General features: G+C 64.2%; 25 protein-coding genes and 1 tRNA gene. 8 read left to right on the top strand and 18 right to left on the bottom strand.

Going from position 1 to position 22,411, the window contains the following annotated elements; genetic code table 11:
• Window positions 1–29: 29 nt before the first annotated feature.
• The 3 genes from ACEQZ0_RS14090 to ACEQZ0_RS14080 are packed head-to-tail and all read right to left on the bottom strand — an operon-like array spanning window position 30 to window position 1,604.
• Window positions 30–329 (bottom strand): hypothetical protein, encoded by a 300-nt coding sequence (locus ACEQZ0_RS14090; RefSeq protein WP_370191670.1) that lies wholly within the window; start codon window positions 327–329, stop codon window positions 30–32.
• Window positions 319–1,275: a carbon-nitrogen hydrolase family protein gene (locus tag ACEQZ0_RS14085; protein ID WP_370191669.1), complete on the bottom strand. Its 957-nt coding sequence runs from the start codon at window positions 1,273–1,275 to the stop codon at window positions 319–321. Before ACEQZ0_RS14085 ends, ACEQZ0_RS14090 begins: the two co-directional genes overlap by 11 nt.
• Window positions 1,272–1,604 carry a hypothetical protein gene (locus tag ACEQZ0_RS14080; RefSeq protein ID WP_370191668.1) on the bottom strand — a complete coding sequence of 111 codons (333 nt, stop codon included), beginning with the start codon at window positions 1,602–1,604 and terminating at the stop codon, window positions 1,272–1,274. Before ACEQZ0_RS14080 ends, ACEQZ0_RS14085 begins: the two co-directional genes overlap by 4 nt.
• A gap of 54 nt (window positions 1,605–1,658) precedes the next feature.
• Between ACEQZ0_RS14080 and ACEQZ0_RS14075 the strand changes: the two genes are divergently transcribed.
• Window positions 1,659–2,588 (top strand): NAD(P)/FAD-dependent oxidoreductase, encoded by a 930-nt coding sequence (locus tag ACEQZ0_RS14075; protein WP_370191666.1) that lies wholly within the window; start codon window positions 1,659–1,661, stop codon window positions 2,586–2,588.
• On the opposite strand, the gene ACEQZ0_RS14070 is transcribed toward ACEQZ0_RS14075, so the two are convergent.
• The 6 genes from ACEQZ0_RS14070 to ACEQZ0_RS14045 form a co-directional block, all read right to left on the bottom strand.
• Window positions 2,585–3,817 carry a helix-turn-helix domain-containing protein gene (locus ACEQZ0_RS14070; RefSeq protein ID WP_370191664.1) on the bottom strand — a complete coding sequence of 411 codons (1,233 nt, stop codon included), beginning with the start codon at window positions 3,815–3,817 and terminating at the stop codon, window positions 2,585–2,587. The two genes, ACEQZ0_RS14075 and ACEQZ0_RS14070, sit on opposite strands and share 4 nt — an antisense overlap.
• Entirely contained in the window at window positions 3,814–4,311 is a 498-nt protein-coding gene (gene rimM, locus ACEQZ0_RS14065; protein WP_370191662.1) for a ribosome maturation factor RimM, read from the bottom strand. The genes ACEQZ0_RS14070 and rimM overlap by 4 nt, the downstream gene beginning before the upstream one ends.
• An 8-nt stretch (window positions 4,312–4,319) precedes the next feature.
• Complete coding sequence (rpsP, locus tag ACEQZ0_RS14060) at window positions 4,320–4,808, bottom strand: 30S ribosomal protein S16 (RefSeq protein WP_370191660.1); 489 nt, start codon at window positions 4,806–4,808, stop codon at window positions 4,320–4,322.
• A 34-nt stretch (window positions 4,809–4,842) separates the two neighbouring features.
• Window positions 4,843–6,339, bottom strand: coding sequence for a signal recognition particle protein (gene ffh, locus ACEQZ0_RS14055; RefSeq protein ID WP_370191659.1), 1,497 nt, complete (start codon window positions 6,337–6,339; stop codon window positions 4,843–4,845).
• 315 nt (window positions 6,340–6,654) lie between these two features.
• Window positions 6,655–6,730: transfer RNA gene (locus ACEQZ0_RS14050), tRNA-Ala, on the bottom strand.
• A 102-nt stretch (window positions 6,731–6,832) separates the two neighbouring features.
• Window positions 6,833–7,177, bottom strand: a complete 345-nt coding sequence (locus tag ACEQZ0_RS14045) for an FYDLN acid domain-containing protein (protein WP_370191658.1) — start codon at window positions 7,175–7,177, stop codon at window positions 6,833–6,835.
• A 115-nt stretch (window positions 7,178–7,292) separates the two neighbouring features.
• On the opposite strand from ACEQZ0_RS14045, the gene aroA reads away from it, so the two are divergent.
• From aroA to ACEQZ0_RS14025, 4 genes are all read left to right on the top strand, one after another.
• On the top strand, window positions 7,293–8,642 hold the full coding sequence (gene aroA, locus ACEQZ0_RS14040; protein WP_370191656.1) for a 3-phosphoshikimate 1-carboxyvinyltransferase: 1,350 nt from the start codon (window positions 7,293–7,295) through the stop codon (window positions 8,640–8,642).
• A complete protein-coding gene (locus ACEQZ0_RS14035) occupies window positions 8,639–8,899 on the top strand; it encodes a permease (protein WP_370191655.1) in 261 nt (86 codons plus the stop codon). Before aroA ends, ACEQZ0_RS14035 begins: the two co-directional genes overlap by 4 nt.
• On the top strand, window positions 8,896–9,516 hold the full coding sequence (locus ACEQZ0_RS14030; protein WP_370191654.1) for a d(CMP) kinase: 621 nt from the start codon (window positions 8,896–8,898) through the stop codon (window positions 9,514–9,516). The genes ACEQZ0_RS14035 and ACEQZ0_RS14030 overlap by 4 nt, the downstream gene beginning before the upstream one ends.
• A 72-nt stretch (window positions 9,517–9,588) precedes the next feature.
• On the top strand, window positions 9,589–10,539 hold the full coding sequence (locus tag ACEQZ0_RS14025) for a GNAT family N-acetyltransferase (protein WP_370191652.1): 951 nt from the start codon (window positions 9,589–9,591) through the stop codon (window positions 10,537–10,539).
• A 10-nt stretch (window positions 10,540–10,549) separates the two neighbouring features.
• Here the strand turns inward: ACEQZ0_RS14025 and ACEQZ0_RS14020 are convergent, their stop codons facing one another.
• The gene (locus ACEQZ0_RS14020; RefSeq protein ID WP_370191651.1) at window positions 10,550–11,845 is read right to left on the bottom strand and encodes an HD-GYP domain-containing protein; all 1,296 of its coding nucleotides are present in this window, start codon (window positions 11,843–11,845) and stop codon (window positions 10,550–10,552) included.
• A 326-nt stretch (window positions 11,846–12,171) separates the two neighbouring features.
• Here ACEQZ0_RS14020 and rpsA point away from each other — a divergent pair, with 326 nt between their 5' ends.
• The 3 genes from rpsA (at window position 12,172) to ACEQZ0_RS14005 (ending at window position 15,763) form a co-directional block, all read left to right on the top strand.
• A complete protein-coding gene (gene rpsA / locus ACEQZ0_RS14015; protein ID WP_370191649.1) occupies window positions 12,172–13,875 on the top strand; it encodes a 30S ribosomal protein S1 in 1,704 nt (567 codons plus the stop codon).
• 161 nt (window positions 13,876–14,036) lie between these two features.
• On the top strand, window positions 14,037–14,792 hold the full coding sequence (gene gloB / locus ACEQZ0_RS14010) for a hydroxyacylglutathione hydrolase (protein WP_370191724.1): 756 nt from the start codon (window positions 14,037–14,039) through the stop codon (window positions 14,790–14,792).
• 5 nt (window positions 14,793–14,797) lie between these two features.
• Window positions 14,798–15,763: an NADPH:quinone oxidoreductase family protein gene (locus tag ACEQZ0_RS14005; protein WP_370191648.1), complete on the top strand. Its 966-nt coding sequence runs from the start codon at window positions 14,798–14,800 to the stop codon at window positions 15,761–15,763.
• Between the two features lie 58 nt (window positions 15,764–15,821).
• Here the strand turns inward: ACEQZ0_RS14005 and ACEQZ0_RS14000 are convergent, their stop codons facing one another.
• The 8 genes from ACEQZ0_RS14000 to ACEQZ0_RS13965 form a co-directional block, all read right to left on the bottom strand.
• On the bottom strand, window positions 15,822–16,394 hold the full coding sequence (locus ACEQZ0_RS14000) for a hypothetical protein (protein WP_370191647.1): 573 nt from the start codon (window positions 16,392–16,394) through the stop codon (window positions 15,822–15,824).
• The gene (locus ACEQZ0_RS13995; RefSeq protein WP_370191646.1) at window positions 16,387–16,881 is read right to left on the bottom strand and encodes an ATPase; all 495 of its coding nucleotides are present in this window, start codon (window positions 16,879–16,881) and stop codon (window positions 16,387–16,389) included. The genes ACEQZ0_RS14000 and ACEQZ0_RS13995 overlap by 8 nt, the downstream gene beginning before the upstream one ends.
• Before the next feature lie 79 nt (window positions 16,882–16,960).
• A complete protein-coding gene (locus tag ACEQZ0_RS13990) occupies window positions 16,961–17,188 on the bottom strand; it encodes a F0F1 ATP synthase subunit C (RefSeq protein WP_006832363.1) in 228 nt (75 codons plus the stop codon).
• 40 nt (window positions 17,189–17,228) lie between these two features.
• Window positions 17,229–18,017, bottom strand: a complete 789-nt coding sequence (locus ACEQZ0_RS13985) for a F0F1 ATP synthase subunit A (RefSeq protein WP_370191645.1) — start codon at window positions 18,015–18,017, stop codon at window positions 17,229–17,231.
• Between the two features lie 53 nt (window positions 18,018–18,070).
• Window positions 18,071–18,391, bottom strand: coding sequence for an AtpZ/AtpI family protein (locus tag ACEQZ0_RS13980; RefSeq protein WP_370191643.1), 321 nt, complete (start codon window positions 18,389–18,391; stop codon window positions 18,071–18,073).
• Between the two features lie 188 nt (window positions 18,392–18,579).
• Window positions 18,580–18,981: a YdbL family protein gene (locus ACEQZ0_RS13975; protein WP_370191642.1), complete on the bottom strand. Its 402-nt coding sequence runs from the start codon at window positions 18,979–18,981 to the stop codon at window positions 18,580–18,582.
• Complete coding sequence (locus ACEQZ0_RS13970) at window positions 18,981–19,175, bottom strand: YnbE family lipoprotein (RefSeq protein WP_370191723.1); 195 nt, start codon at window positions 19,173–19,175, stop codon at window positions 18,981–18,983. Before ACEQZ0_RS13970 ends, ACEQZ0_RS13975 begins: the two co-directional genes overlap by 1 nt.
• 5 nt (window positions 19,176–19,180) lie before the next feature.
• Window positions 19,181–22,408, bottom strand: coding sequence for a YdbH domain-containing protein (locus ACEQZ0_RS13965; RefSeq protein ID WP_370191640.1), 3,228 nt, complete (start codon window positions 22,406–22,408; stop codon window positions 19,181–19,183).
• Window positions 22,409–22,411: the final 3 nt, after the last annotated feature.

The following is a 22,411-nucleotide window of genomic DNA, read 5'->3' as shown; positions in this document are numbered from 1 at the left end:
TCCGCCAGTTCCATACTCGGAACAGTAGCTCAGCGTGCGGTAAGCTCACGGACCTTCGTCGTTTCCGTGGGGACGAGCTTGCCAACCACGCTTGATGTCACCACGCCGAACACAACCAGACCGCCTGCCGCAAAAAGGTCCATGCCTTGCAGCGTGACGCTGTCGGCGGCGGTCAACCGGGTCGCGAGGACCGCCGCCAGCGGAGCAGCACCCGAAAACAGGTGACGCAGTTTCGGGCCGATGGTCGGTGAAACCTTGGCTACCGTAGCGCTGAGACCCGCCGCCATCGCGCCGTAAGTTCCGATCAGGAAGGCTGCATTATCGATCATTCCACTCCACCCCATGCCTCGCCCGCGTGTCGACGCGCAGCTCGAATACGTCAGGCCGCGAATAATGCCCGTCGGTGTCGAGCGATGCCAAGCCTTCCTCTATCTCGGTCAGATCGAGCTCTGCGAACAGCATCTCCTCGCCCTCGCCCGCCTGCGCGATGATGCGGGCATCGGGCGCGATGATAAGCGAGCCACCGCGATTCAGCACCTCGCCTTCGATTGCCTCGATCAGCTCTTTCGCCGCGGCATCGCCTCCTGCACGCTCCAATCCGTCGAACAAGTCGTCCTTTGCCTGCACCAACCCTGCCGCCAGCACAAAGCAGCGCCCCTCCATGGCATAATGCCGCGAGGCGAGCGCGTATTCCTCGCGCACGGTGGGCCAAGCCGCGACATGCACGCTCTCGCCGAGATTGTGCATCGCGGCGCGCGCTAAGGGCATCCAATGCTCCCAGCAGATCAGGCTGCCGATCTTGCCCCATTCCGCCTGGTGCACGCCGAGCGTCGAACCGTCGCCGCGCATCCAGACCAGCCGCTCGCCATGCGTGGGGACGAGCTTGCGGTGGTCGAGCACCGGCAGCCCGGGCCGGAAGGTCATCTGGTTGTTGTAGAGGCTCTGCCGCACCCGCTCATGCGCGCCGATGCTGATCACCGCGCCGCTCTCGTCGCACAGCTCCTGCAGGGGCAGCAGCCGCTCGTCCTGCGCCACCACCGCCTGTTCGAGCAGGATCCGGTGCAGCGCCTTTGTGCCGGGATGGTCCCACAGCGCCGCGCCGGGCGCCTCGTCGAGCCACAGCGGGTAGCCGCCGAGGAAGGTCTCGCCGAAAGCGACCAGCTGCGCCCCGCCCTCGATCGCTTCGCGCGCGAGACGCACCGCCTTCGCGATCCCGTCTCCGATGGCGAGCGGTATCGGAGCGGCCTGTACGATGGCGACGGGTAGCTTGGTCATGACGTAGTTTCCGCGAATTTATTGCTGACAATCTTGTGAGCGACCGGCCAGCCAATCCCGAAAGCCAAACCTAGAACAACCAGAAGTATGAGAATTCCTTGCGCTTCTGGGCCCGATGGTCCGCCGTCGGACGTGTCCGTCAGGAAAGACAGGCTCGTCCAAGCGCCTAAGAGAACTGGAAGCCATCCCGACGACAATAACGCTACGTTCTTGTCGCTTAGTTCAATTCCGAGCTTCTTGATGCACCACGCCGTCAGCAAGGCGACAACGATCAGCACAGCAATAACGCCAACACCGATGCATGAGGCTATAAGGAGCAGCGTGAGCATAATCCCTCGCTAGCTCTACGCGGCACGCTTTGCCATCCCGTGCGTATCGTCGGCATGGAAACGGACGGCCAAGAGATCGACGACTGCATCATCGTGGGCGCGGGCCCCGCCGGGTTGACCGCGGCGATCTACCTCGCGCGCTATTATCTCAAGATTCGCATGTTCGATTGCGGCACGAGCCGTGCGAGCTGGATCCCGACCAGCCACAACCATGCCGGCTTTCCCGACGGCATCAACGGCGAGGAACTGCTCGACCGGATGCGCGAACAGGCGGCGAAATATGGCGCCATGCGGGAACCCAAGCGGGTCACCGACCTCAAGCGGGATGGCGAGCAGTTCAGCGTCTGCTGCGACGACGAGGAATATCGAGCTCGCACCGTCCTGCTCGCGACCGGCGTGGTCAACAACCGGCCCGAGGGTATCGGCGAGGATTTGCACGACGAGGCGCTGCGCCGCGGCCTGATCCGCTATTGTCCGGTATGCGACGGCTACGAGGTTACCGACAAGCGGGTGGCGGTGATCGGCACAGGCGAGCACGGCACGGCCGAGGCACAGTTCATCCGCACCTATACGCGCGATGTGACGCTGGTTGCCCCGAACGGCGATCACGAGCTGACGGAGCCATGTTCGAAGGCGCTCGATATAGCGGAAATCGCGCGCGTGGCGGGGCCTTGTGGCAATTTCGCAATCGAGAACGGGCGGATCGCCTTTGACACGGCGCAAGGGCGCATGGCGTTCGACAGCCTCTATCCCGCACTCGGCTCGGTTGTACGCTCGGGATTGGCCGCCAAAGCCGGCGCCCGGGTGAGCGAGGACGACTGCATCCTCGTCGACGACCATCTCGAAACCAGTGTGCCGGGGCTGTTTGCCGCGGGCGATGTGGTGATCGGACTCGACCAGATCAGCCATGCGATGGGCCAGGCGGGCGTCGCGGCGACGACAATCCGCAACCATCTGGCCGAAAAGCGGCCGCTGCGGCGCTAATCCCGAAAACTGAACGGGTGCTCCTCAAATTCGCCAGCGAGTGCACACAAATCTACTTGAAGTTGCTGGAAAATTTCCGGCAGCTGTCCGCGATCTGCAATTTCGAACGTAGGAATTGACCCCGTCTCATTTGGAAGAGAATGCATCTCGCCGAAACCGTCAGCTCCGAAAGAGAGCCAAACATTACCGGTAAAGCGATAAGAGAGTGACAGAAAGCCTTCGAGCGGGTTGTTCGTCGCATCTGAGACCTTCGATATTCCGGTCAGGAAATTTGCCACGAACCCGAGAAACCATTCATAATGAACAGCTAAGCCGTCCGCAGGGGTATTGTCGAATTTAGTGCGAGCCGAAAAGTCAGCCACTAGTTCACCGCTTTCGAATATCTGTCGACGAGCGAACATCTCTCGGTCTTCACCGCGAAAATGGTCTTGCTGGCTCCGCCCACGAAGGACAGGTTTCCAAAGTCCATGTAATCTACGTGAAAAGACATCATTGCTCGTTTCGTAGTTGCCCGATTTCAATACTGGCTGTGTCCCTCGAAACGCTGACAGTACCTCTGGTTCGAGCGCTAGCGCTAGTGGGCTGCTCGGGATATAACAGAGTCGAAACTGCGCACGGTCATGTCGAAGCTCTACCCGACCAAGAGTGTTTGAATGAAGCTCGTCTGCATAATCGGCAAGACGATTGAGCCTGTCATTTCGCATATCTTTTCGCCTCAGGGTGAGGTCCTGAATCTCATCCATCGACATTGGGACAGATTCTCGACCACGACGAATATAGCATTCCTTTTTTCGCGACGATCGATGAGGGGCCCTGAGTGAGCTTCTAGCCCGCACAATTATGACCCCAGAGGTCGCACCCTCCTGCGTCACCGCCCTCACGCCCAGAAGGTTCTGAGATGGTTCGATAACCGCCGACACTGCTTGGGCCAGACGATCGGCCAGACTGTGAACATCTTCAAGCTCGGCAAACGCTTCGATTACAGGCTTTTCGTTGGAAGCTTCTCTTGCCCCTATGACGATATCGCCCCCGTTGGCATTCAGAAACGCGATCGCTTCTTTCGCAATCGAATCAATTGCTTTGATCTTTTGACTGTCACTCAAAGCGGTAAAATTCGCCCCACCGGATAGGCTACCTTTATATTCAATGGTCTCATCTTCCTCTCGAGCGCTTTGCTGCAAAGCCTCAAGGTCTGCCCATTCAATTTCCGACAGTGGCTTGGGAATCATTCGATGAAGTCCTGCGATACAGTGAGTTCTGTGTCAGTCCAGCCCGGCACCGCCTGCCTGGTCAGCGGGACCATGAATTTCTTGCCGTCGGGCTTCTCGATCTCGACGATGTCGGTGGCGCCGTAATTCTCGACCGCGCAGACGCGACCTACGGCATCGCCCGTGTCGGTGACCACGGCGAGATCGATCAGGTCGGAGAAATAGAATTCCCCCTCCTCCAACGCGGGCAGTGCCTCGCGCGAAACCGAGAGGGCGGTGCCGCGCAACTGCTCTGCCGCGGTGCGATCGGTCACCTCGGCAAAGCGCGCGATGGCACCGCCCTTGTTGTCGCTGCGGATCTTGGTGAGAGTCAGCCTCGCCCCCGACTCCCCCGCGGTGAAGCGTGTCTGCGGCTTGAGCGTATCGACGCCCTCGCCGAACAGCTTCAGGCGGACTTCGCCCGTCACGCCATGCGCACCGGTGACGGCTGCCAGCGTGACGGGCTTGTCCGACATGGGCGCGATTACTCGCCCTTGTCTTCGGTGGCTTCTTCAGCCGGTGCTTCTTCGGCAGCGGCTTCTTCGGCCGGAGCCTCTTCGGCAGCAGCTTCTTCAGCCGGAGCTTCGGCGGCAGCCTTGGCTTCTTCCTCGGCAGCCTTTTTGGCTTCTTCGGCTTCAGCGATCTTGGCGGCCTTTTCCTCGGCGCGTTCCTTGGCGGCTTCGCCCGGTTCGCCCTTCTTCGGGTTGTTCTTCGGCGCACGCTCGAGGATGCCGGCGGCATCGAGGAAGCGGTGGACGCGGTCGCTCGGCTGCGCGCCGACCGAGAGCCAGTGACGCGCGCGGTCTTCGTTGAGCTTCACGCGCTCGCCCGAATCCTTCGGCAGCATCGGATTGTAGGTGCCGATCTGCTCGAGATACTTGCCGTCACGCGCCGAACGCGAGTCGGCAACGACGATGCGGTAGTAGGGGCGCTTCTTGGCACCACCACGCGAAAGACGGATTGCAACTGCCATTTGGTATTACCTTTCGAATGTAAACGTCTGAAACTTATTTCTTCTTGAGCATGTCCTGGAGGTCGGGCGGGAGCGTGTCCATGTCCACGCCGGGTCCCTTGCCGCCGCCCAGCCCAGGCATGCCGCCCATGCCAGCGCCAGGGCCGCCGAGCCCCGGCATGGCAGCCCCCATGCCCCCGCCGCCGAACAGCGCACCGAGGCCCTTGAGGCCGCCCATCTTCTTGATCTGCTTCATCGCGCGGCCCATCTCCTGGTGCATCTTGAGCACCTTGTTGACGGTCTGCACGTCGGTGCCCGAACCGGCTGCGACGCGCTTCTTGCGCTTGGCGTTCATCAGAGCCGGGTTCTTGCGCTCCTTCGGCGTCATCGAACCGATGATCGCATCCATGTGCAGCAGCACGCGATCGTCCATGTTCGACGCCGCCATTGCCGCCTTGGCCTTCTTCATGCCCGGCAGCATCCCCGCAAGCATGCCGAGGCCGCCCATGCTCTGCATCTGCTTCAATTGCATGCGCAGGTCTTCGAGGTCGAACTGGCCCTTGGCCATCTTCTTGGCGAGCGCTTCGGCCTCGTCGGCCTTGATCGTCTCGGCCGCCTTTTCGACCAGGCTGACGACGTCGCCCATGCCGAGGATGCGGCCGGCGACCCGCTTGGGATCGAAGGCCTCGATCGCGTCGAGCTTCTCGCCCGTGCCGGCGAACTTGATCGCCTTGCCGGTGACATAGCGCATCGACAGCGCCGCACCGCCGCGTGCATCGCCGTCCATGCGGGTCAGCACCACGCCGGTCAGCGGCACTTCGCCGGTAAAGCTCTGCGCGACATTGACCGCGTCCTGGCCGGTCAGGCTGTCGACCACCAGCAGCACTTCGGTCGGCGCGGAGACGCTGGCGATGGCCTTCATCTCGGCCATCAGCGCTTCGTCGACATGCAGGCGGCCTGCGGTGTCGAGCAGCAGCACATCGGCGGCCTGCAGCCTGGCGCTTTCCATCGCGCGGCGGGCGATATCGACCGGCTGCTGGCCCTCGACGATCGGCAGCGTGGCCACTTCGACCTGCTCGCCCAGCACCTTGAGCTGTTCCTGCGCCGCCGGACGGTTGACGTCGAGCGAGGCCATCAGCGCCTTCTTGCCATGCTTCTGCTTGATCAGCTTGGCGAGCTTGGCGGTGGTGGTCGTCTTACCCGAGCCCTGCAGGCCGACCATCATGATCACGACCGGCGGCTTGGCGGCGAAGTTCAGCTCGCGATCCTTGGGATCGGCATCCTCGCCGCCGCCGAGCATGGCGGTCAGCTCGTCGTCGACGATTTTGACGACCTGCTGGCCCGGCGTGACCGACTTGAGGACTTCCGAGCCGATCGCCTTTTCGGTCACCGCATCGATGAAGCGGCGAACGACGGGCAGCGCGACATCGGCTTCGAGCAGCGCGATGCGGATCTCGCGCATCGCTTCGCGCACGTCGTTTTCCGACAGCGCACCCCGCCCTTTCAGGCGGTCGAAGACATTACCGAGGCGGTCGGACAGATTGTCGAACATGCCTGTTACTCCTCATCGAACCATTGCTGGGCCGATTAAACGCGAAAAACGCCGGCGGACGAGAACTCGTCGGCCAGCGTGGGGAATTCCCCGATGAAACCCAAACTCATGCCCGGGTGTGGTGGAAGCAAGCCGCAGCCGTCGCCACGGCCTGCTACCATCGCACCCGAAGTGCCATTTTGCCGATTTGAGGTTCAGGTTGGAGCGAAAATGGTGGGACGGGAGAACCGGAGCGGAGCGGCCATTTAGGCCGTGAGCACCGGAAGCGCACCGAGCCGCCATTTGCAGCCCGACCTGGGCCTCAAAGCGGTGAAATGGTGGAGCCTAGCGGGATCGAACCGCTGACCTCTACAATGCCATTGTAGCGCTCTCCCAGCTGAGCTAAGGCCCCGAACCATTTTTCAAACGACGCATCCTGGGAGGTGCGTCACCCTTGCGGGAGGCGCCCAATATAAGCAGCCCTCCCGCAATGCAACAGCTAATTTACGCCAAATCAGCTTTCGTCGGCGTCGTCGTCGTCGCCCGTCGATTTGGTCTCGACGCCGAGGTCGTCGTCGCCCCCGAGATCGACCTCGTTGTCGGGCGAATCATCATCCTCGTCGATGTCGATATCGAGATCGTCGTCGTCGTCGCCGCCCAGATCGCTGTCCGCCTCGGCGTCCTTCTTCTTCTTGGCTTCGTCCTCGGCGAGGATCGGCTGCTTCGACTTGAGCACGGGCTCGGGGGTCCACTCTTCACCGCATTCGATGCAGGTGACGGGATCTTCCTTGTTCAGATCGTAGAAGCGGGTGCCGCAGTTCGGGCAGGTCCGCTTGGTGCCCCATTCCGGTTTGACCATGTGTAATCCTTGGATTTGCCGCCCCACGCGGTCTGCGCGGGGCCGTGAATTCGTAATTGTATTGATGGGAACCTGCCGGGCAGGAATCAACAGCGCGCGCGCCTTGCCAGAACCCATGTGCGCTGTCAAAGCGCCGCCTTCATATGGATATGCCTTCGTGACCGCCCACCGCTTTCTCCCCTCAGGCCCGCTGACCGGTCGCATCCGCGTACCGGGCGACAAGTCGATCAGCCACCGTGCACTGATGTTCGGCGCGCTGGCCGTCGGCCGCAGCCGCATTTCGGGCCTGCTAGAGGGAGAGGACGTCCTTGCAACCGCAGCGGCTCTGCGCGCCATGGGCGCGACGATCGAGCGCACGGGCGAAGACTGGGTGGTCGACGGCGTCGGCGTCGGCGGATTGCTGCAGCCCGAACAGGCGCTGGACATGGGCAATTCGGGCACTTCGACGCGGTTGCTGATGGGGCTCATCGCAAGCCACGGCATCACCGCCGCCTTCACCGGCGATGCGAGCCTGTCGAAGCGCCCCATGGGCCGGGTGATCGACCCTCTATCGACCATGGGCGCGAGCTTCACCCCATCCCCCGGCGGCACGCTGCCGCTGATTATGGAAGGCATGCAGCCGGCGGTGCCGATCGCCTACCGCCTGCCCGTCGCCAGCGCTCAGGTAAAAAGCGCGGTGCTGCTCGCCGGGCTCAACACGCCGGGCATCACAACGGTGATCGAACCGGTCCCCACACGCGATCACACCGAGCGCATGCTGGGCGGCTTCGGCGCCAAGCTGGAAGTCGAGGAAAAGGATGGCGAACGAGTCATCCGCATCCACGGCCCTGCCGACCTCAACCCCTGCGACATTGTGGTTCCGGGCGATCCGTCATCGGCAGCCTTCTTCGCCGTGGCCGCCAGCATCGTGCCGGGCAGCGATCTGGTGATCGAGAATGTCGGCCTGAACCCGACGCGCGACGGGGTCTTCCGCGTGCTCGCGCAAATGGGCGCCAATATCGAGAAGCTCGACGAGCGCGACGTGGGCGGCGAACCCGTTGCCGACCTGCGCGTGCGCCATGCCAAGCTCAGGGGTATCGAGGTTGACCCGGCCATCGCGCCGAGCATGATCGACGAATTCCCCGTCCTCTTTATCGCCGCCGCCTTGGCAGACGGAACGACCGAAACCACGGGACTCGAGGAGTTGCGCGTCAAGGAAAGCGACCGCCTTTCGGCGATGGCCGAGGCGCTGAAGTTGGCTGGTGCCAATGTCGAGGAGACTGACGACGGCTTGGGTATCGAGGGCACGGCAGGCCAGCCCTTGCCCGGAGGGAGCCCCATCGCCACCCATCTCGACCACCGTATCGCCATGAGCATGGCAATCGCCGGATTGGTCAGCCGCGACGGAGTCGAGATCGACAGCATCGAACCGATCGCGACGAGTTTTCCGAATTTCACCGCCCTGCTGAACGAGGCGGCCAAGTGACCGACCAGCTCGACATCTATACCCTTGTCGGTTTCATCGGCATGGCCTGCATTATCGCCGCTTATGCCTACCTCACCTGGAAAGACGAGCCGAATCCTTTCGTCCTGCACGGCACCAATCTTGCCGGCGCGGCGCTGCTGACCGTATCGCTGCTGGTTCACACCAACTGGCCGAGCCTGGTGCTCGAAGGGTTTTGGGCGGCGATCGCCCTATGGGGCATCGGGAAGGCGCTGAGGGCGCGGAGAAATAAAGCATGATCATCGCCGTCGATGGACCGACCGCCAGCGGAAAGGGCACGATCGCCAAGGCGCTTGCCGCGCATTTCGGCTTGCCACACCTCGATACCGGCCTGCTCTATCGCGCGGTCGGGCGGCAGGTGTTCCTCGATGGGGGCGACCCCGACGATGCCGGCGATGCGCTGGCAGCGACAAGCTTCCCCGACAGCCTGCTCGATGATCCGCACCTGCGCGACGAGCAGACCGGCGGGCTCGCAAGCCGCGTCTCGGTCCACCCTGCTGTCCGCCAGGCGCTTTACGAACGCCAGCGCAGCTTCGCCACGCAGGAGGGCGGCGCGGTGCTCGACGGACGCGACATCGGCACCGTCATCGCACCCGAGGCCGAGGCCAAGCTGTTCGTCACCGCCAGCGTCGAGGCGCGCGCGCAGCGCCGCTTCCTCGAAATGCACGAACGCGGTGCCGGGGTGACCCTGCTGGAAATCCAGGACGATCTGCGCCGCCGCGACGAACGCGACCGCAACCGCGCGGTCGCCCCGCTGGTACCCGCCGCAGACGCGATGGTCATCGACACCAGCGCGCTCGGCAAGGACGAAGCCATCGCCGCCGCGATCGAGGCGGTCACTTACGCAATTTCGTAAAGGCGGATCCAAGCGCTTGCCGAGCCGCGCGGTGATATATATCGTGTTATATATCACGTTATGGAGATTCGCATGATCGATGTCGTCGCGCAAATGGGCCCGGCCTTCCTCGGCAGCCGGCTGAAGCGCCTGGGCGAGCGTATGCAGGCGGGTGCTGCCAGCGTGCTGAGCGATGCCGACATTCCGCTCCAGCCGGGCCATATGCCCGCGATGGCGGCGCTGCGCACCGGCCCCAAGACTGTCGGGCAGCTGGCCGAAGCGAGCGGCACCAGCCAGCCGGGTATGACCCGCACCGTGAGCCAGCTGAAACGGCTCGGCCTCGCACGCGATGAGGCCTGCGATGACCAGCGTAGCAGGATGATTGCGCTGACTGACGAGGGAGAGCGCATGGCTCGCCGAATCGCCGAGCTGGTCTGGCCCCGCGTAGGCGCAGCGGCCGAGGAAATCCTCACGCTGGTCGAAGGCAACTTCCTTCGCCAACTGGCGGTTATCGAGGATGCGCTGGCCCAGGCATCGATCGCCGAGCGCGCGACCCGCGCGCGGCCCTGCACGCTCACGTTGCGCGAATATTCTCCTGCCCTCGCCCGCGAATTCCACGACATAAACGCCGAGTGGATCGAGAGCATGTTCGTGATCGAGGAGACCGATCGCAAGGTGCTCGAGAACCCTCAAGAACACATCCTCGATCCCGGCGGCGATATCCTGTTCGTCGAGGCCGGGGGGCTCGGCATCGTCGGCACCTGCGCGCTGCAGAAGACCGGACCGGGCGCCTTCGAGCTGACCAAGATGGGCGTGCGCGAAAGCGCGCGCGGGCTGAAGGCCGGCGAGTTCCTGCTACAACACGTGATCGACCGGGCCAGGGCACTGGGCGCAGAGAAGCTCTATCTCCTCACCAATCGCAAATGCGCCGCCGCCATCCATCTCTACGAAAAGCTCGGCTTCGTGCACGACGCGGGAATCATGGACGAATATGCCGCGCGCTACGAACGCTGCGACGTGGCCATGCTCTACAAAGGCGGCTGAGCGGTTCGCTTCAGCCGGCGAGCGCGGCAACGGGCTGTCGCGCCCACTCGGCGCCGCGCAGATGTGTCTCGTTGCACAGCTCGGGAGCGATTCCGTGGGCCTGCGGATCGGCGGGGGCGATAATTGTCACGCTGTCGCGCTTGCCCGAGGTGGTCGCGTCCTTCGCTACGATCGGGCTCCTGCTGGCGGTGCAATAGAACACCAGCACGCGCGACCGCTGCCCTTCGACCCGGGGAGCAAGGACCAGCCCGAGCCTGTCGCCGTCGAGCTCGACCACGAGGCCTTCGGGGAACACACCGACGCTCTTCATGAAAGCGAACAGCAGCTCGCGGTCGAACTGCCCCTCCCAGCTCCACATCGCCGAAATCGCCTTGCTGGGCGTCCAGGCGTCCTTGTAAGCGCGGTCGGAAGTCAGCGCGTCATAGACGTCGCAAATCGCCCCCAGCCGCGCGGCCTCCGTCAGCTCTGCCCCGGACAGGCCCGAGGGATAACCCTTGCCGTCCGGCCGTTCGTGATGGTGGCGACAGACATCGAGCGCAATTGCAGGCACACCGGGGGTGCGCGCCAGGATGTCGTAGCCATGGACCGGATGGCTGCGGACCTCGTCGAATTCGGCATCGTCCAGGCTGCCCGGCTTGTCGAGGATCGCCTGGTCGACACACATCTTGCCGAGATCGTGGAAGAGGCCGGCCAGGCCGTAGTCGAAGATCTCCGCCTCGCTCTTGCCCAACTGGCGCGCGACATTGATCATCAACGTGCAGACGGCGACCGAATGGAGATAGGTATACTCGTCCTTCTGCTTGAGGCGCAGAACTTCGAGCAGGGCGCGCGGGCATCGCACGGTCGATCCGACGATATCCTCGACGACATCGCTCACCTCTGCCATCCGGATCGGCTTGCCCGTCCGAATGTTGGCGAAGGTAGTGCGTGTTACCTCGAGAGACCGGGCGAGGAGGCGCTTGGCTTCCGCCCGCCTGTCGTTGCGCGCCGGAGTGCTCGACCAGCTCGCCGGACGGAAAGACTTGTTGCTTCTCCGGGGGCGGATCAATTCCTTTCCCCCGATACGCTTTGCGTCCGGTCCGGAGGCTCCGGCTTCGGAGGCGCAATCCGGAAGCCCTTCAGCTAGCCCTGCCCCTCTTTCGTCATCGATAATCACGAAAGGTACCGCCGAGTCCGCGAGCCGGGGCAGATGCCTGGGCTTGACCTCGAAACGCTTCACCCAGAAGGGATGGTCCAGCCAGCCACCACCGAAACCGCATATGTACATGCCGGCCGTGACGTTCTGGGGCGATATCCTGTGTTTCATGTGCGCTCTACCGGGTAGCCTGGATCCACTATTGAGAGTTCATCGGTCGATTGCACCTTGTGACGGGAAGCAGAAAACAATTTCCTAACCAGGCATCCGCATTTCTCCGAGGGGAGCAATTTCCTTGCCTTTGGCGGCGGTTTGGCCTAGGCGCGCGCCCGTTCTCGCAATCTGTCGATTGAAAGGACCCGCGCGACGGCAATCGGCCCCGCGCGGCATCGGCCCTCTTGCCCCGTACGGCCCGTGCAATGGTGCGCAGGCAGACGGGTAAAGACCCCGGGAAAACCGGCGGCCGGTAGCAAAACGAACGTTAGGACTACTCAACTATGGCAACTGCAGCCAATCCCACTCGCGACGATTTCGCGAAAATGCTCGACGAGCAGCTCGGCGGCGCAGATGACGGCGGCTTCGAAGGCCGCGTCGTCAAGGGCACCGTCACCGCCATCGAAAACGGCATGGCGCACATCGATGTCGGCCTGAAGAGCGAAGGCCGCGTCGATCTCAAGGAATTCCAGCGCGGCGAAGGCGATGTCGCCCCCGGTGTCGGCGATGAAGTCGAAGTCTATGTCGACCGCGTCGAAAACGCCGACGGCGAAGCCATGCTGTCGCGCGACCGCGCCCGCCGCGAAGCCGCCTGGGACAAGCTTGAAAGCGAGTTCGGCGAAGGCAAGCGCGTCGAAGGCCGCATCTTCGGCCGCGTCAAGGGCGGCTTCACCGTCGACCTCGACGGCGCCGTGGCCTTCCTGCCCGGCTCGCAGGTCGACATCCGCCCCGTGCGCGACGTCACCCCGCTGATGGACATGGCCCAGCCCTTCCAGATCCTCAAGATGGACCGCCGCCGCGGCAACATCGTCGTCTCGCGCCGCGCGGTGCTCGAAGAAACCCGCGCCGAACAGCGCAGCGAACTGATCGACAAGCTGGCCGAAGGCCAGGTGATCGACGGCGTGGTCAAGAACATCACCGACTACGGCGCCTTCGTCGACCTCGGCGGTATCGACGGACTGCTCCACGTCACCGACATGAGCTACAAGCGCGTCAACCACCCGAGCGAAATGATCGAAATCGGCCAGACCGTGACCGTCCAGATCATCCGCATCAACGAAGACACCCAGCGCATCAGCCTCGGCATGAAGCAGCTGGAATCGGATCCGTGGGATGGCGTTTCGGCCAAGTACCCGGTCGGCATGAAGCTGACGGGGACCGTCACCAACATCACCGAATACGGCGCATTCGTCGAAATCGAGCCGGGCATCGAAGGCCTGGTCCACGTTTCGGAAATGAGCTGGACCAAGAAGAACGTCCACCCGGGCAAGATCGTCTCGACCTCGCAGGAAGTCGAAGTCATGGTCCTCGAGGTCGACAGCGAGAAGCGCCGCATCAGCCTCGGCCTCAAGCAGGCCCAGCGCAACCCGTGGGAAGAGTTCGCCGAGAAGCACCCGGTCGGCTCGAAGGTCTCGGGCGAAGTCAAGAACGCCACCGAATTCGGTCTCTTCATCGGCCTCGATGGCGACGTCGACGGCATGGTCCACATGTCCGACATCGCCTGGGGCATCTCGGGTGAAGACGCGCTCGCTCTGCACCGCAAGGGCGAGCAGGTCGAAGCCGTCGTTCTCGACGTCGACACCGACAAGGAACGCATCAGCCTCGGTATGAAGCAGCTCGAAAAGGGTGCGCCGACCGAAGCCGGTGCCTCGGGCACGCTCCGCAAGGGCGAAACCGTCACCGTCACCGTTCTCGAAGTCCGCGATGGCGGCCTCGAAGTGCAGGTCGGCGAAGACGGTGCGACCGGCTTCATCAAGCGCAGCGACCTCGGCCGCGACCGCGACGAACAGCGCCCCGACCGCTTCCAGGTCGGCAGCAAGGTCGACGCGATGGTCACCGGCTTCGATCGTTCGAAGAAGCCGAACTTCTCGATCAAGGCGCGCCAGATCGCCGAAGAGAAGGAAGCCGTTGCACAGTTCGGTTCGTCGGATTCGGGCGCCTCGCTCGGCGACATCCTCGGCGAAGCGCTGAAGAAGAAGGAAGACTAAGCAGCCCGGGTCCCCGCGCAGGCGGGGACCTCAGGCAGCTTGGCACCAATCCGGCTGAGACCCCCGCCTTCGCGGGGGATCGCAAGACAAGGGAAGGCCCGCTTGCTCGCAGGAGCAGGCGGGCCTTTTCTGTTTCGGTGAACCGGCGTAGGCTCGCGTCCATGCTCGAAGTCCACCAGTTCCCCTGCCTGTCCGACAATTACGGATTCCTCCTCCACGATCCCGACAGCGGCGAGACCGCGGCGATCGATACGCCCGACGGCGCCGAATACCTGCGCCAGGCCGCCGCCAGGGGCTGGACCATCACGCAGATCTGGAACACGCACTGGCACCCCGACCATGCTGGCGGCAACGCAGCGATCGTCGAAGCGACCGGGGCCACCATCGTCGCGCCGAAAGAGGTCGAGAAGCTCAGCCCGATCGACCGCGTGGTGGGCAATGGCGATGCTGTGAAACTGGGCGAGTGGACGGCGCGCGTGATCGACGTCTCGGGCCATACCAATGGCCATGTCGCCTATCACATTGCCGCAGCCGACACGGCCTTTGTTGGCGACAGCGTCTTCGCGCTGGGCTGCGGGCGGATGTTCGAGGGCCAAGCCGAACAGTTCTGGCACAGTCTCGAACGCATCCGCAGCCTGCCCGAAAACACCATGCTCTATTGCGCGCATGAATATACGCAGGCCAACGCGAAATTCGCGCTCCATGCCGATCCCGACAATCCGGAGCTGCGGCTCTATGCCGCACGCATCGATGAGAAGCGCGAACGCGGCGAGTCCACCGTGCCGACCGTGCTGTCGCGCGAGCTGGCAACCAATCCCTTCCTGCGCGCCGACGATGCCGACCTGCGCGACCGGTGGGGCGGAACGAGTCCGGCGGAGACCTTCGCAGCATTGCGCGCCGCCAAGGACAATTTCTGAAGCCCATGAGGGCCCTCATCGTACGTGAGCTGTCGCCCGACCTGTCGGGGGTCGAGCTGGCCGACATCGAGCGGCCGCTAGGCGAGGTCCTGGTCCGCGTTCGCGCCGCCTCGCTCAACTATCCCGACCTGCTGATGACGCAGGGGAGATACCAATTCAAACCCGAACCGCCTTTCGTCTCGGGTCTCGAGATGGCGGGTGAAGTGGTGGAGGCTCCACCAGGCAGTGCATTCGCGCCTGGAGACCGGGTGCGCGGCGGAGCAAAGACCGGTGCCTTCGCCGATTATGTCGCCCTGCCCGCTGCATCGCTGCGAAAGATTCCCGACGGCCTGGATTTCGCCACCGCCGCCGCGATGGGGGCGGCCTACCACACCGCCTATGTCGCATTGGTCGAGATCGGCGGGCTCGAATCCGGTCAGACCGTGCTGGTGCATGGGGCAAGCGGCGGAGTCGGCCTCGCCGCCTGCGACCTTGCCAAAGCGATGGGGGCCAAGGTCATCGCCGCCACGCATCGAGAGGACAAACTCGAGGCCTTGCGCACCATCGCGCGGCCCGACGCGGTCATCCTCAACACGGGACATTTCCGCGAGGAAGTCGCGGAGCTGACCGAGGGGCGGCTGTGCGACCTCGTCTACGATCCCGTGGGCGGCGATGTGTTCGACGAAAGTACGCGCTGCGTGACATTCGGCGGCAAGCTTCTGGTGATCGGCTTCGTATCGGGCCGCATCCCCGAAATTGCGGTCAACATACCGCTGATCAAAGGCTTCTCGGTCGTCGGCGTGCGTGCCGGCGAATACGCGAGGCGCTTTCCCGAGCGCGGAGCGAGGATCGCCGATGCGGTCGATGCACTCGCGGCGGAGGGGCGCATCAGGCCCCATGTCGACCGCACGCTCTCACTCGACTGCTGGCGCGAGGCCTTCGTGACAATGCAGCGCGGCGAAATCATCGGGAAGCTCGTACTCGAGCCCTGAATCGAAAAGGGCGGCCCCGCAGGACCGCCCTCTCGATTTTTCACTGGTGCCCGAAGGATCAGATCCCGGCGATCACCTTGTCGGCCAGCGCCTTGTCGGCTTCGGCATCGTGCTTCTCGGCAATCAACTTGCGGCTCGCCATGGTCGCGGCATTCACTGCGCGGTTGCGCACGTCCTCGACCGCCTCGCGCTCGGCTGCGGCGATCTTGTCCTCGGCCATGCGCTTGCGGCGCTCGACCATCGCCTTGCTGTCGGCTTCGGCCTTCTCGAGGATCGCATCGGCTTCATGCTGCGCATTGGCGAGCATGGCTTCGGCGTCCTTTTCGGCCCCGGCGATCTTGTCGGCATATTCCTGGCGCAGCGCCTCGGCTTCGGCACGCAGCTGCTTGGCTTCGTCAAGCTGTTCCTTGATCGCTGCGATCTTGCCGTCGAGCCCGGCCCCGATGGTTTTGTGGACCTTGGCGCCGAAGAAGGCGATCAGCAGCAGGACGAACATCGCGACCGAGACGATCTGGTAGGGCGCGAGGCCGAACAGTTCGGGCTCGACATGCGTCGGAGCGCCGCCGTGACCGGTTTCGGTGTTCACTTCGACCGCTTCGGTGGCGAAGACTTCGGGGACGGGATTAGCCATGGCTCATCGCCTCCTTCACGGCCTTGGTCGCAGCGGGCTTGGTCACCTTCGCTCCGGCGAGGCGGGCGACGATATCCTGCGCGGCTTCCACGGCAACCGATTCCACTTCGGCGAGCGCGGCAGTGCGTGCTTCGGCGATGCGGGTTTCGGCTTCGGCGAGCTTCTTGTCGAGACGCGTCTGCGCCGCCTTCAGCTTGCTCTCGGACTTGGCGGCAGCCTCGTCCTTGGCCTTGGCGACGATCGCCTGCGCCGCGGCGCGGTTCTCGTTCTCGCGCACCCGCCAGGCCTCTTCCTGTTCGTCGGCGGCATCGCGCGCGGCCTTGGCAGCGGCGAGGTCGGCGGCGATCTGGCCGTCCCGTTCGGCGACGGTTGCCATCACCTTGGGAACCATGCCCTTGCCGATGACGAAGAAGGTGATGCCGAAGAAGACCAGCAGCCAGAAGACCTGGCTGGACCATGTTTCGGCAAGCTGTGCTATCTGGGGCATCTCAGCTCTCGAAGACGGGGTACGAAAATTCGTGGGCCGGCCGGGAATGCCCCGGCCGGCTCAAATCCAAATTCGTCGATTAGGCGACGAAGATCAGGATCATGGCAACGACGAACGCCAGCAGGCCGAGAAGTTCGGCAGCGGCGAAGCCGATGAACAGGCGGCCCTGCTGGCCGTCGGCAGCACCCGGATTGCGCAGGGCGCTTTCGAGGAACGAACCGAAGACGTTACCAACGCCGATCGCGGCCATACCGGCACCGATCGCAGCGAGGCCCGCACCGATGAGCTTTGCGGCTTCCATTTCCATGACAAACTCCTTTGGAAAATCAGATAGATTGATTGATGACTTAGTGAAGATTCTCGGCGTCGTTGATGTACAGCGACGTCAGAAGAGCGAAAACATAGGCCTGGATGCCGGCGACCAGCAGTTCCAGTGCGCAGATGCCGACCATCAGGATGAAGCTCGGCAGGCCGACGACACTGCCCCACAGGGCACCCGCGTTGGTCCCGTCGATCACGAAGCTCGACAGCACTTCGAGCAGCACGTGCCCGGCCATCATCGCGACGAAGAGACGCAGCCCGAGGCTGAAGGGGCGCACCATGAACGAGATGAACTCGATCGGCGCGATGATCGGGATCATCGGCAGCGGCGTACCATGCGGCACGAACAGGCTGAAGAAATGGAGGCCGTGCTTCCAGAAACCGACCAGCAGCACGATCGAGAAGCTGATGATCGCGAGTACGCCGGTTACGGTGAAGTGGCTGGTGAAAGTGAACGGGTGCAGCCCGATCACGCCAAGCGGCAGCAGGCCGAGGATATTGGCGAACAGGATGAACATGAACAGGCTGAAGACATAGGGCACATACTTCCGCCCGGCCTTGCCGATGTTCGCTTCCAGCATGTTGTCGATGAAGCCGGTGAAGGTCTCCACCGTCATCTGCCAGCGCCCGGGCACCAGTTCGCGCTTCATGCCGCCAAGGACGAAGAGGAAGAGCACCACGGTGGTGATCAGCATCCACAATGCGGAATTGGTGAAGGCGATGTTGTAGCCTGCGAGTTCCCAGCCCCCCGAACCGGCAAGCGGTTCGATGGTGAACTGGTGCATCGGATCGACTTTGGCCTGCTCGGCTGCCACGTCTGTCTAGTCCCTAGATCCTGTAACTAACGCCCCGGACGCCCCTTTCGGGATCACTCTTCGGGGCGCTGGTTTGCCGCACGGATAATGTTCCTGAAGGCGACCACGATTCCGAGGAACAGGCCGACCAACAGACCCCAGGGATTGGTACCGGTAAAATAGCCGATGGCATAACCGATGACCGCACCGCCGAGAATCCCGCCCAGGAGGTCCCCCAGCACACGATTGCCGCTGCGATAGTTCGCATCGGCCCCCGAAGCCCTGGGACGGTTACGCTCCTCTTCGCGCTGCTGGGCGGCCGCAAGCCGCTGTTCCAGCGCGTCGATCCGCGCATCCTCCTCGATTGGTTCCCGTGCGGGTTCGTCGTCGCTCATGCCTTGCTCCTTTTCAGGGGGTTGCGCGGCACGGGCACGGACTTGCCCGCCGAGGGCGCCGCCCCCTTAGAAGGGGGGTGGTGGCGAGTCAACACGGAGCACGGCACCGGCGCGGCGCAGGATGCAAAAAAGCCCCCTTCCCACGGATGAGGCAGGGGGCTGTTGCGATTCGGGTTGCCGCAGCGGCGCTACGGACAGCGCGGATCGCGCAGCGGGGCGGCGACGGTGCGCGTCTGCCAGCTGCCGTCGGGCGCCTGGTATTTCTCGCCCGGCTCGGTCGCGAGGATCGCCTGGCACCCTGCGGTCAGCGCATATTCCTCGATCGTGGCATTGTTGGCCTTGGCCCGCTCGGAATAGACCGCGCGGCGCTTGATATTGATGTCGTTGACGATCCGCCGCAGGTCGGGCGTCTCGGCCACGACGATGCCGAGATAGCCATCCATCCGCTCGCCCACCTGACCGGCGGCACGCGCGGCGGCGTAAGCCGGATCGCGCTGCGCGAAGGCCGGCGACGCGACGGCGCCCAGCGATACGGCCGCGACCGCAGCCGCCAGAACCGATTTCGAAATCCTGCTCATAATCTCACCCATCAGAAGATATCCGCGTTTTCCTCGATCGTATTGCCCGCATCCTCGGCGAGGCGATAGATCACTTCCTGGCGGATGTTGACGTTCAGCTCGATCACGATCGGCTCTTCGGGCGCGTTCACCGTAATGCACCCGCCCAGCGCAGCCGTGGCCAGCATGATCGCCGCCACCCTCCAGGTCGATTTGCCGTAATCCATAGCCCTCACTCGCTTTCCTGGTCCTGAATAGGGGGTTCATCGGGGATGATGTCCCCCGGGTCGATATCGGGCTCGGCTTCCTCGGCGGTAACCGAGCGGCGCAGCAGCCGCTTGCCGTCGTCGGACAGCAGGCCCAGTTCGCGCGGATCGCGCACCGAGGCCGGGTCGTAGAGCGACTTGAGACTGGTCATCAAGCGATAGAACTGCGCCTTGATGTTGATGCGAAACTGCAAGGGCAGCGCGGCAAGCTGCCGCGTGACGAAATTGGACTTCGCGCCCTCGCCCTGGCTGACCCCGTCGAAGCGCACGCGAGTGACGATCTCGCCCGTCAGCGGTCCTTCCATGATCACCCGCATCTGCGAATAGTCGAGGCTCTTGAGCGCTTCGAAGGCAAAATTGGCGATCGGCGAGAGGTCTTCGTAGGTCAGCTTGCCGACATAGGAGATATTGCCGCCTGGCGGGCGCGAAATCAGCACGCCGGTGTCGATCCGGCCGGTCCCTTCGGCATCGAAGACGATCGGCACGGTGCCGTCGAACAATCCGGTGGCGGAAATGTTTTCCAGCTCCATCTTGCTCACGAACGCCCCGGCATCGAGCCCGACGATTTCGAAGATGTAGCGCCGTTCCTCGCTCGCGCCGAGTTTGAGGTCGACGTCGCGCAGGATCAGCCGGCCGCCCATGAAGGGCCAGCTGCCCCCGGTCACCGTAAGCAATTCGCCATTGCGCAGCTGGAAACCGACCTCGCCGTCGAACACTTCGACCCCGGGATTGACCGATGCCACGCGGATCGTCTGGTTCGGCGCGGTGGTGAGGTTGAGCAGGTCGGTGAACTCGATCGTCCCGCTGGCGCCCTTGACCGGCCCGAAAGCTGCGGCGAAGTCGAGATCCTTGCTTGCGAAGCGCCCGGTACTGGTGACGGTGCCGTCGGGCGCCCAATCGATCCGCCCCGTGCCGGTCACCACCCCATCGGCATTGGCAATGACCCCCTCGGCCAGCCGCGACAGCTGTTTGGGCTGCAGCGTGCGGTCGAACAGGACGCCCGGAATGTCGAGTTCGGCATAACCGCCGCCCCGGGAGAGGTCGTGATGAATATCGACCCTGGTGACAAGGCGGTCGCTGGCCGGATGGCGCAGGTCGGTCCGGGCATCGATCCGGTTATCGACCAGCGTCAACTCGGCCCCACGTGCGACGAGCGGCTCGAAGCGGGACGGTTGGCGGCGATCGACCAGCGTGAAATCGGCGTCGTCGAGCACCAGCCGGCCATCGGCGTAACGCCAGTTGCCGTTCGCGCCGGTCACGTCGAGCGGAACCGCGGCCAGCGCGACATCGGCGCCGCTGAAGGTCCCGGCGATATCGCCGCCAAGGCGCGCATCGAGGCCGGTGATGCGGAAACGGCTGGCCGTAGCCGCAGGACCCAGCGCTACCTCGATCGAGCGCGCGGTCAAGACGCCGGGATAGGCGAATCCGACCGGGCCGCTGGTCAGCCGGATGGGCGTCTCGCCGAGACGACCTTCCAGATCGAGAGCGGGCGTTCCGGCGGCGATCCGCAGCGAAGCGGGCCCGCCGGCCAGGATTGGACGCCCGCGCGGCGGACACAGCGTCAACCCGCGCTTCTCGAATGCAAAGCTGGCGAGCGCGAGGCGATCGAAGCCGATATCGATGCAGCGCCGCCAGAGCGCGTATTGCCCGTCGGCGTAGCGCCCCTCGAGCGGAACCCGCAGATTGGTGGCGGACCCACCCGGCAAAGGCCCGCTCGCCACGACGCGACCCGAAAATCCGAGTGCGCCGCTGGCACCCTGCGCGATGACCAGTTCGGGCACGGCAAGCGCGCTGTCGCCCGCCGCATAGCGCTCCATGGCCAGCCGGAAGACCGATCCGCCCGATCCACTGCGCTCCATTCGCCCGGTGATGCGAGGCATGCCGGCACCACCAGTGGCGATATTGCCCGACAGGCGCGGCATCTGGTCGGCCAGTGCCGCAATCTCGACGCGCGACAGCGAGACGAGGCGCGCGCCGCTGCCCCCACGCAGCTCGGCACGCGGGAAGAGCAGCGAATAGCCCGCCGGATCGCGTCGCAGGCGGACGTCGGCTGCCAGCGAGCTGCCGCGGGTCTCCGCCTGCAGGGCGCCCGCCAGCTTGCGCGTCAGCGGCGCAAGCAGCGTGCCCTTTCCGCCCCCAGCCAGCGCGTTGACGGTATCGATCAGCGAGCGGCCGAGCCGAAGCCCGTTGCCCTCGACATCGCCGTCGAGCTGGATGCGGGCGAAACCGTCACTGGCCCGCAGCTGGCCTTCGGCAGTCAGCACCGCCGCCAGGGCTTGCGGGGTGCGTACGCCCCGCGCCGCCAACGAGAAACGGGCGGTGGCAAGCCGGTCGCGTAATTGGGCTCGGACGGTCCCCAGGACCGCCGCGGCGGAGTTATCCGCATAGCGCGTTTCGCCCCCTTCGAGCCGCGCCTCGATCGATGGGTTGGCGAGTCGCGTATCGCCGGTCACGGTCACGTCGATCGCATAATCGGAGAGGACTAGGTCCTGCGCCGGGCAGGTGAGCGCAGCCAGCCGCAAAGGCCCGGAAAACTTCGGTTCGCCGGAAACGGTGGTGACCTCGCCGAACGCGCTGGTGCGACCGGTCGTGCATCCCGGCAACGCCAGTTGCGGCGCCACCGCCGCAAGCGTGCCCTTCCAGCCGTGACTGACCAGGCCCGAACCGACCATCTTGAAGCCGACCGGGCCGTAATCGGTCTCCAGCAATCCGCGTCCGTCGCGTATCGCAAGCGTGAGGTTGGGCAGCGCAGGGGCCTTTTCGCTCGGCCCGAAGACGAGGGGATCGAGACTGCCAAGACTGAGCTTGCCGTCCCTGAAGCTGCCGTAGAGCCGCGGTTCGACCAAGGCCACACCGGCAATTTCGGGAATGCCGAACCGGTGGCGCAAGGTCACAACCACCCGTTTGGCGGTAAAGTCGGGCGCGGCCGGATCTCCGATTACGACATCGGTGAGGACCTGCTTGCGTCCCCCGACCCGCTCGATTTTATAGCTTGCCGGGACACCGCTGGCCTCGAGCTGGCCCTGGATAATATCGTCGACTATCCGCTCGCGCGAAAGCCACGCCACGAGGCCCGCGACCAGCAAGGCGACAGCAAGCGCGAGCACGACCAGCCACCGCTTGCGGCGGCGCGCTGCGGGCGTCCCCGAATCGCCCTCGACCATCGTCTTCATGTCGTCTGCGACCCGTTCCATCTA

Origin of the sequence: Qipengyuania sp., assembly GCF_964227205.1 — a bacterium.
Taxonomy (GTDB): Bacteria; Pseudomonadota; Alphaproteobacteria; order Sphingomonadales; family Sphingomonadaceae; genus Qipengyuania.
This window is presented reverse-complemented; position numbering and strand designations above follow the sequence as displayed.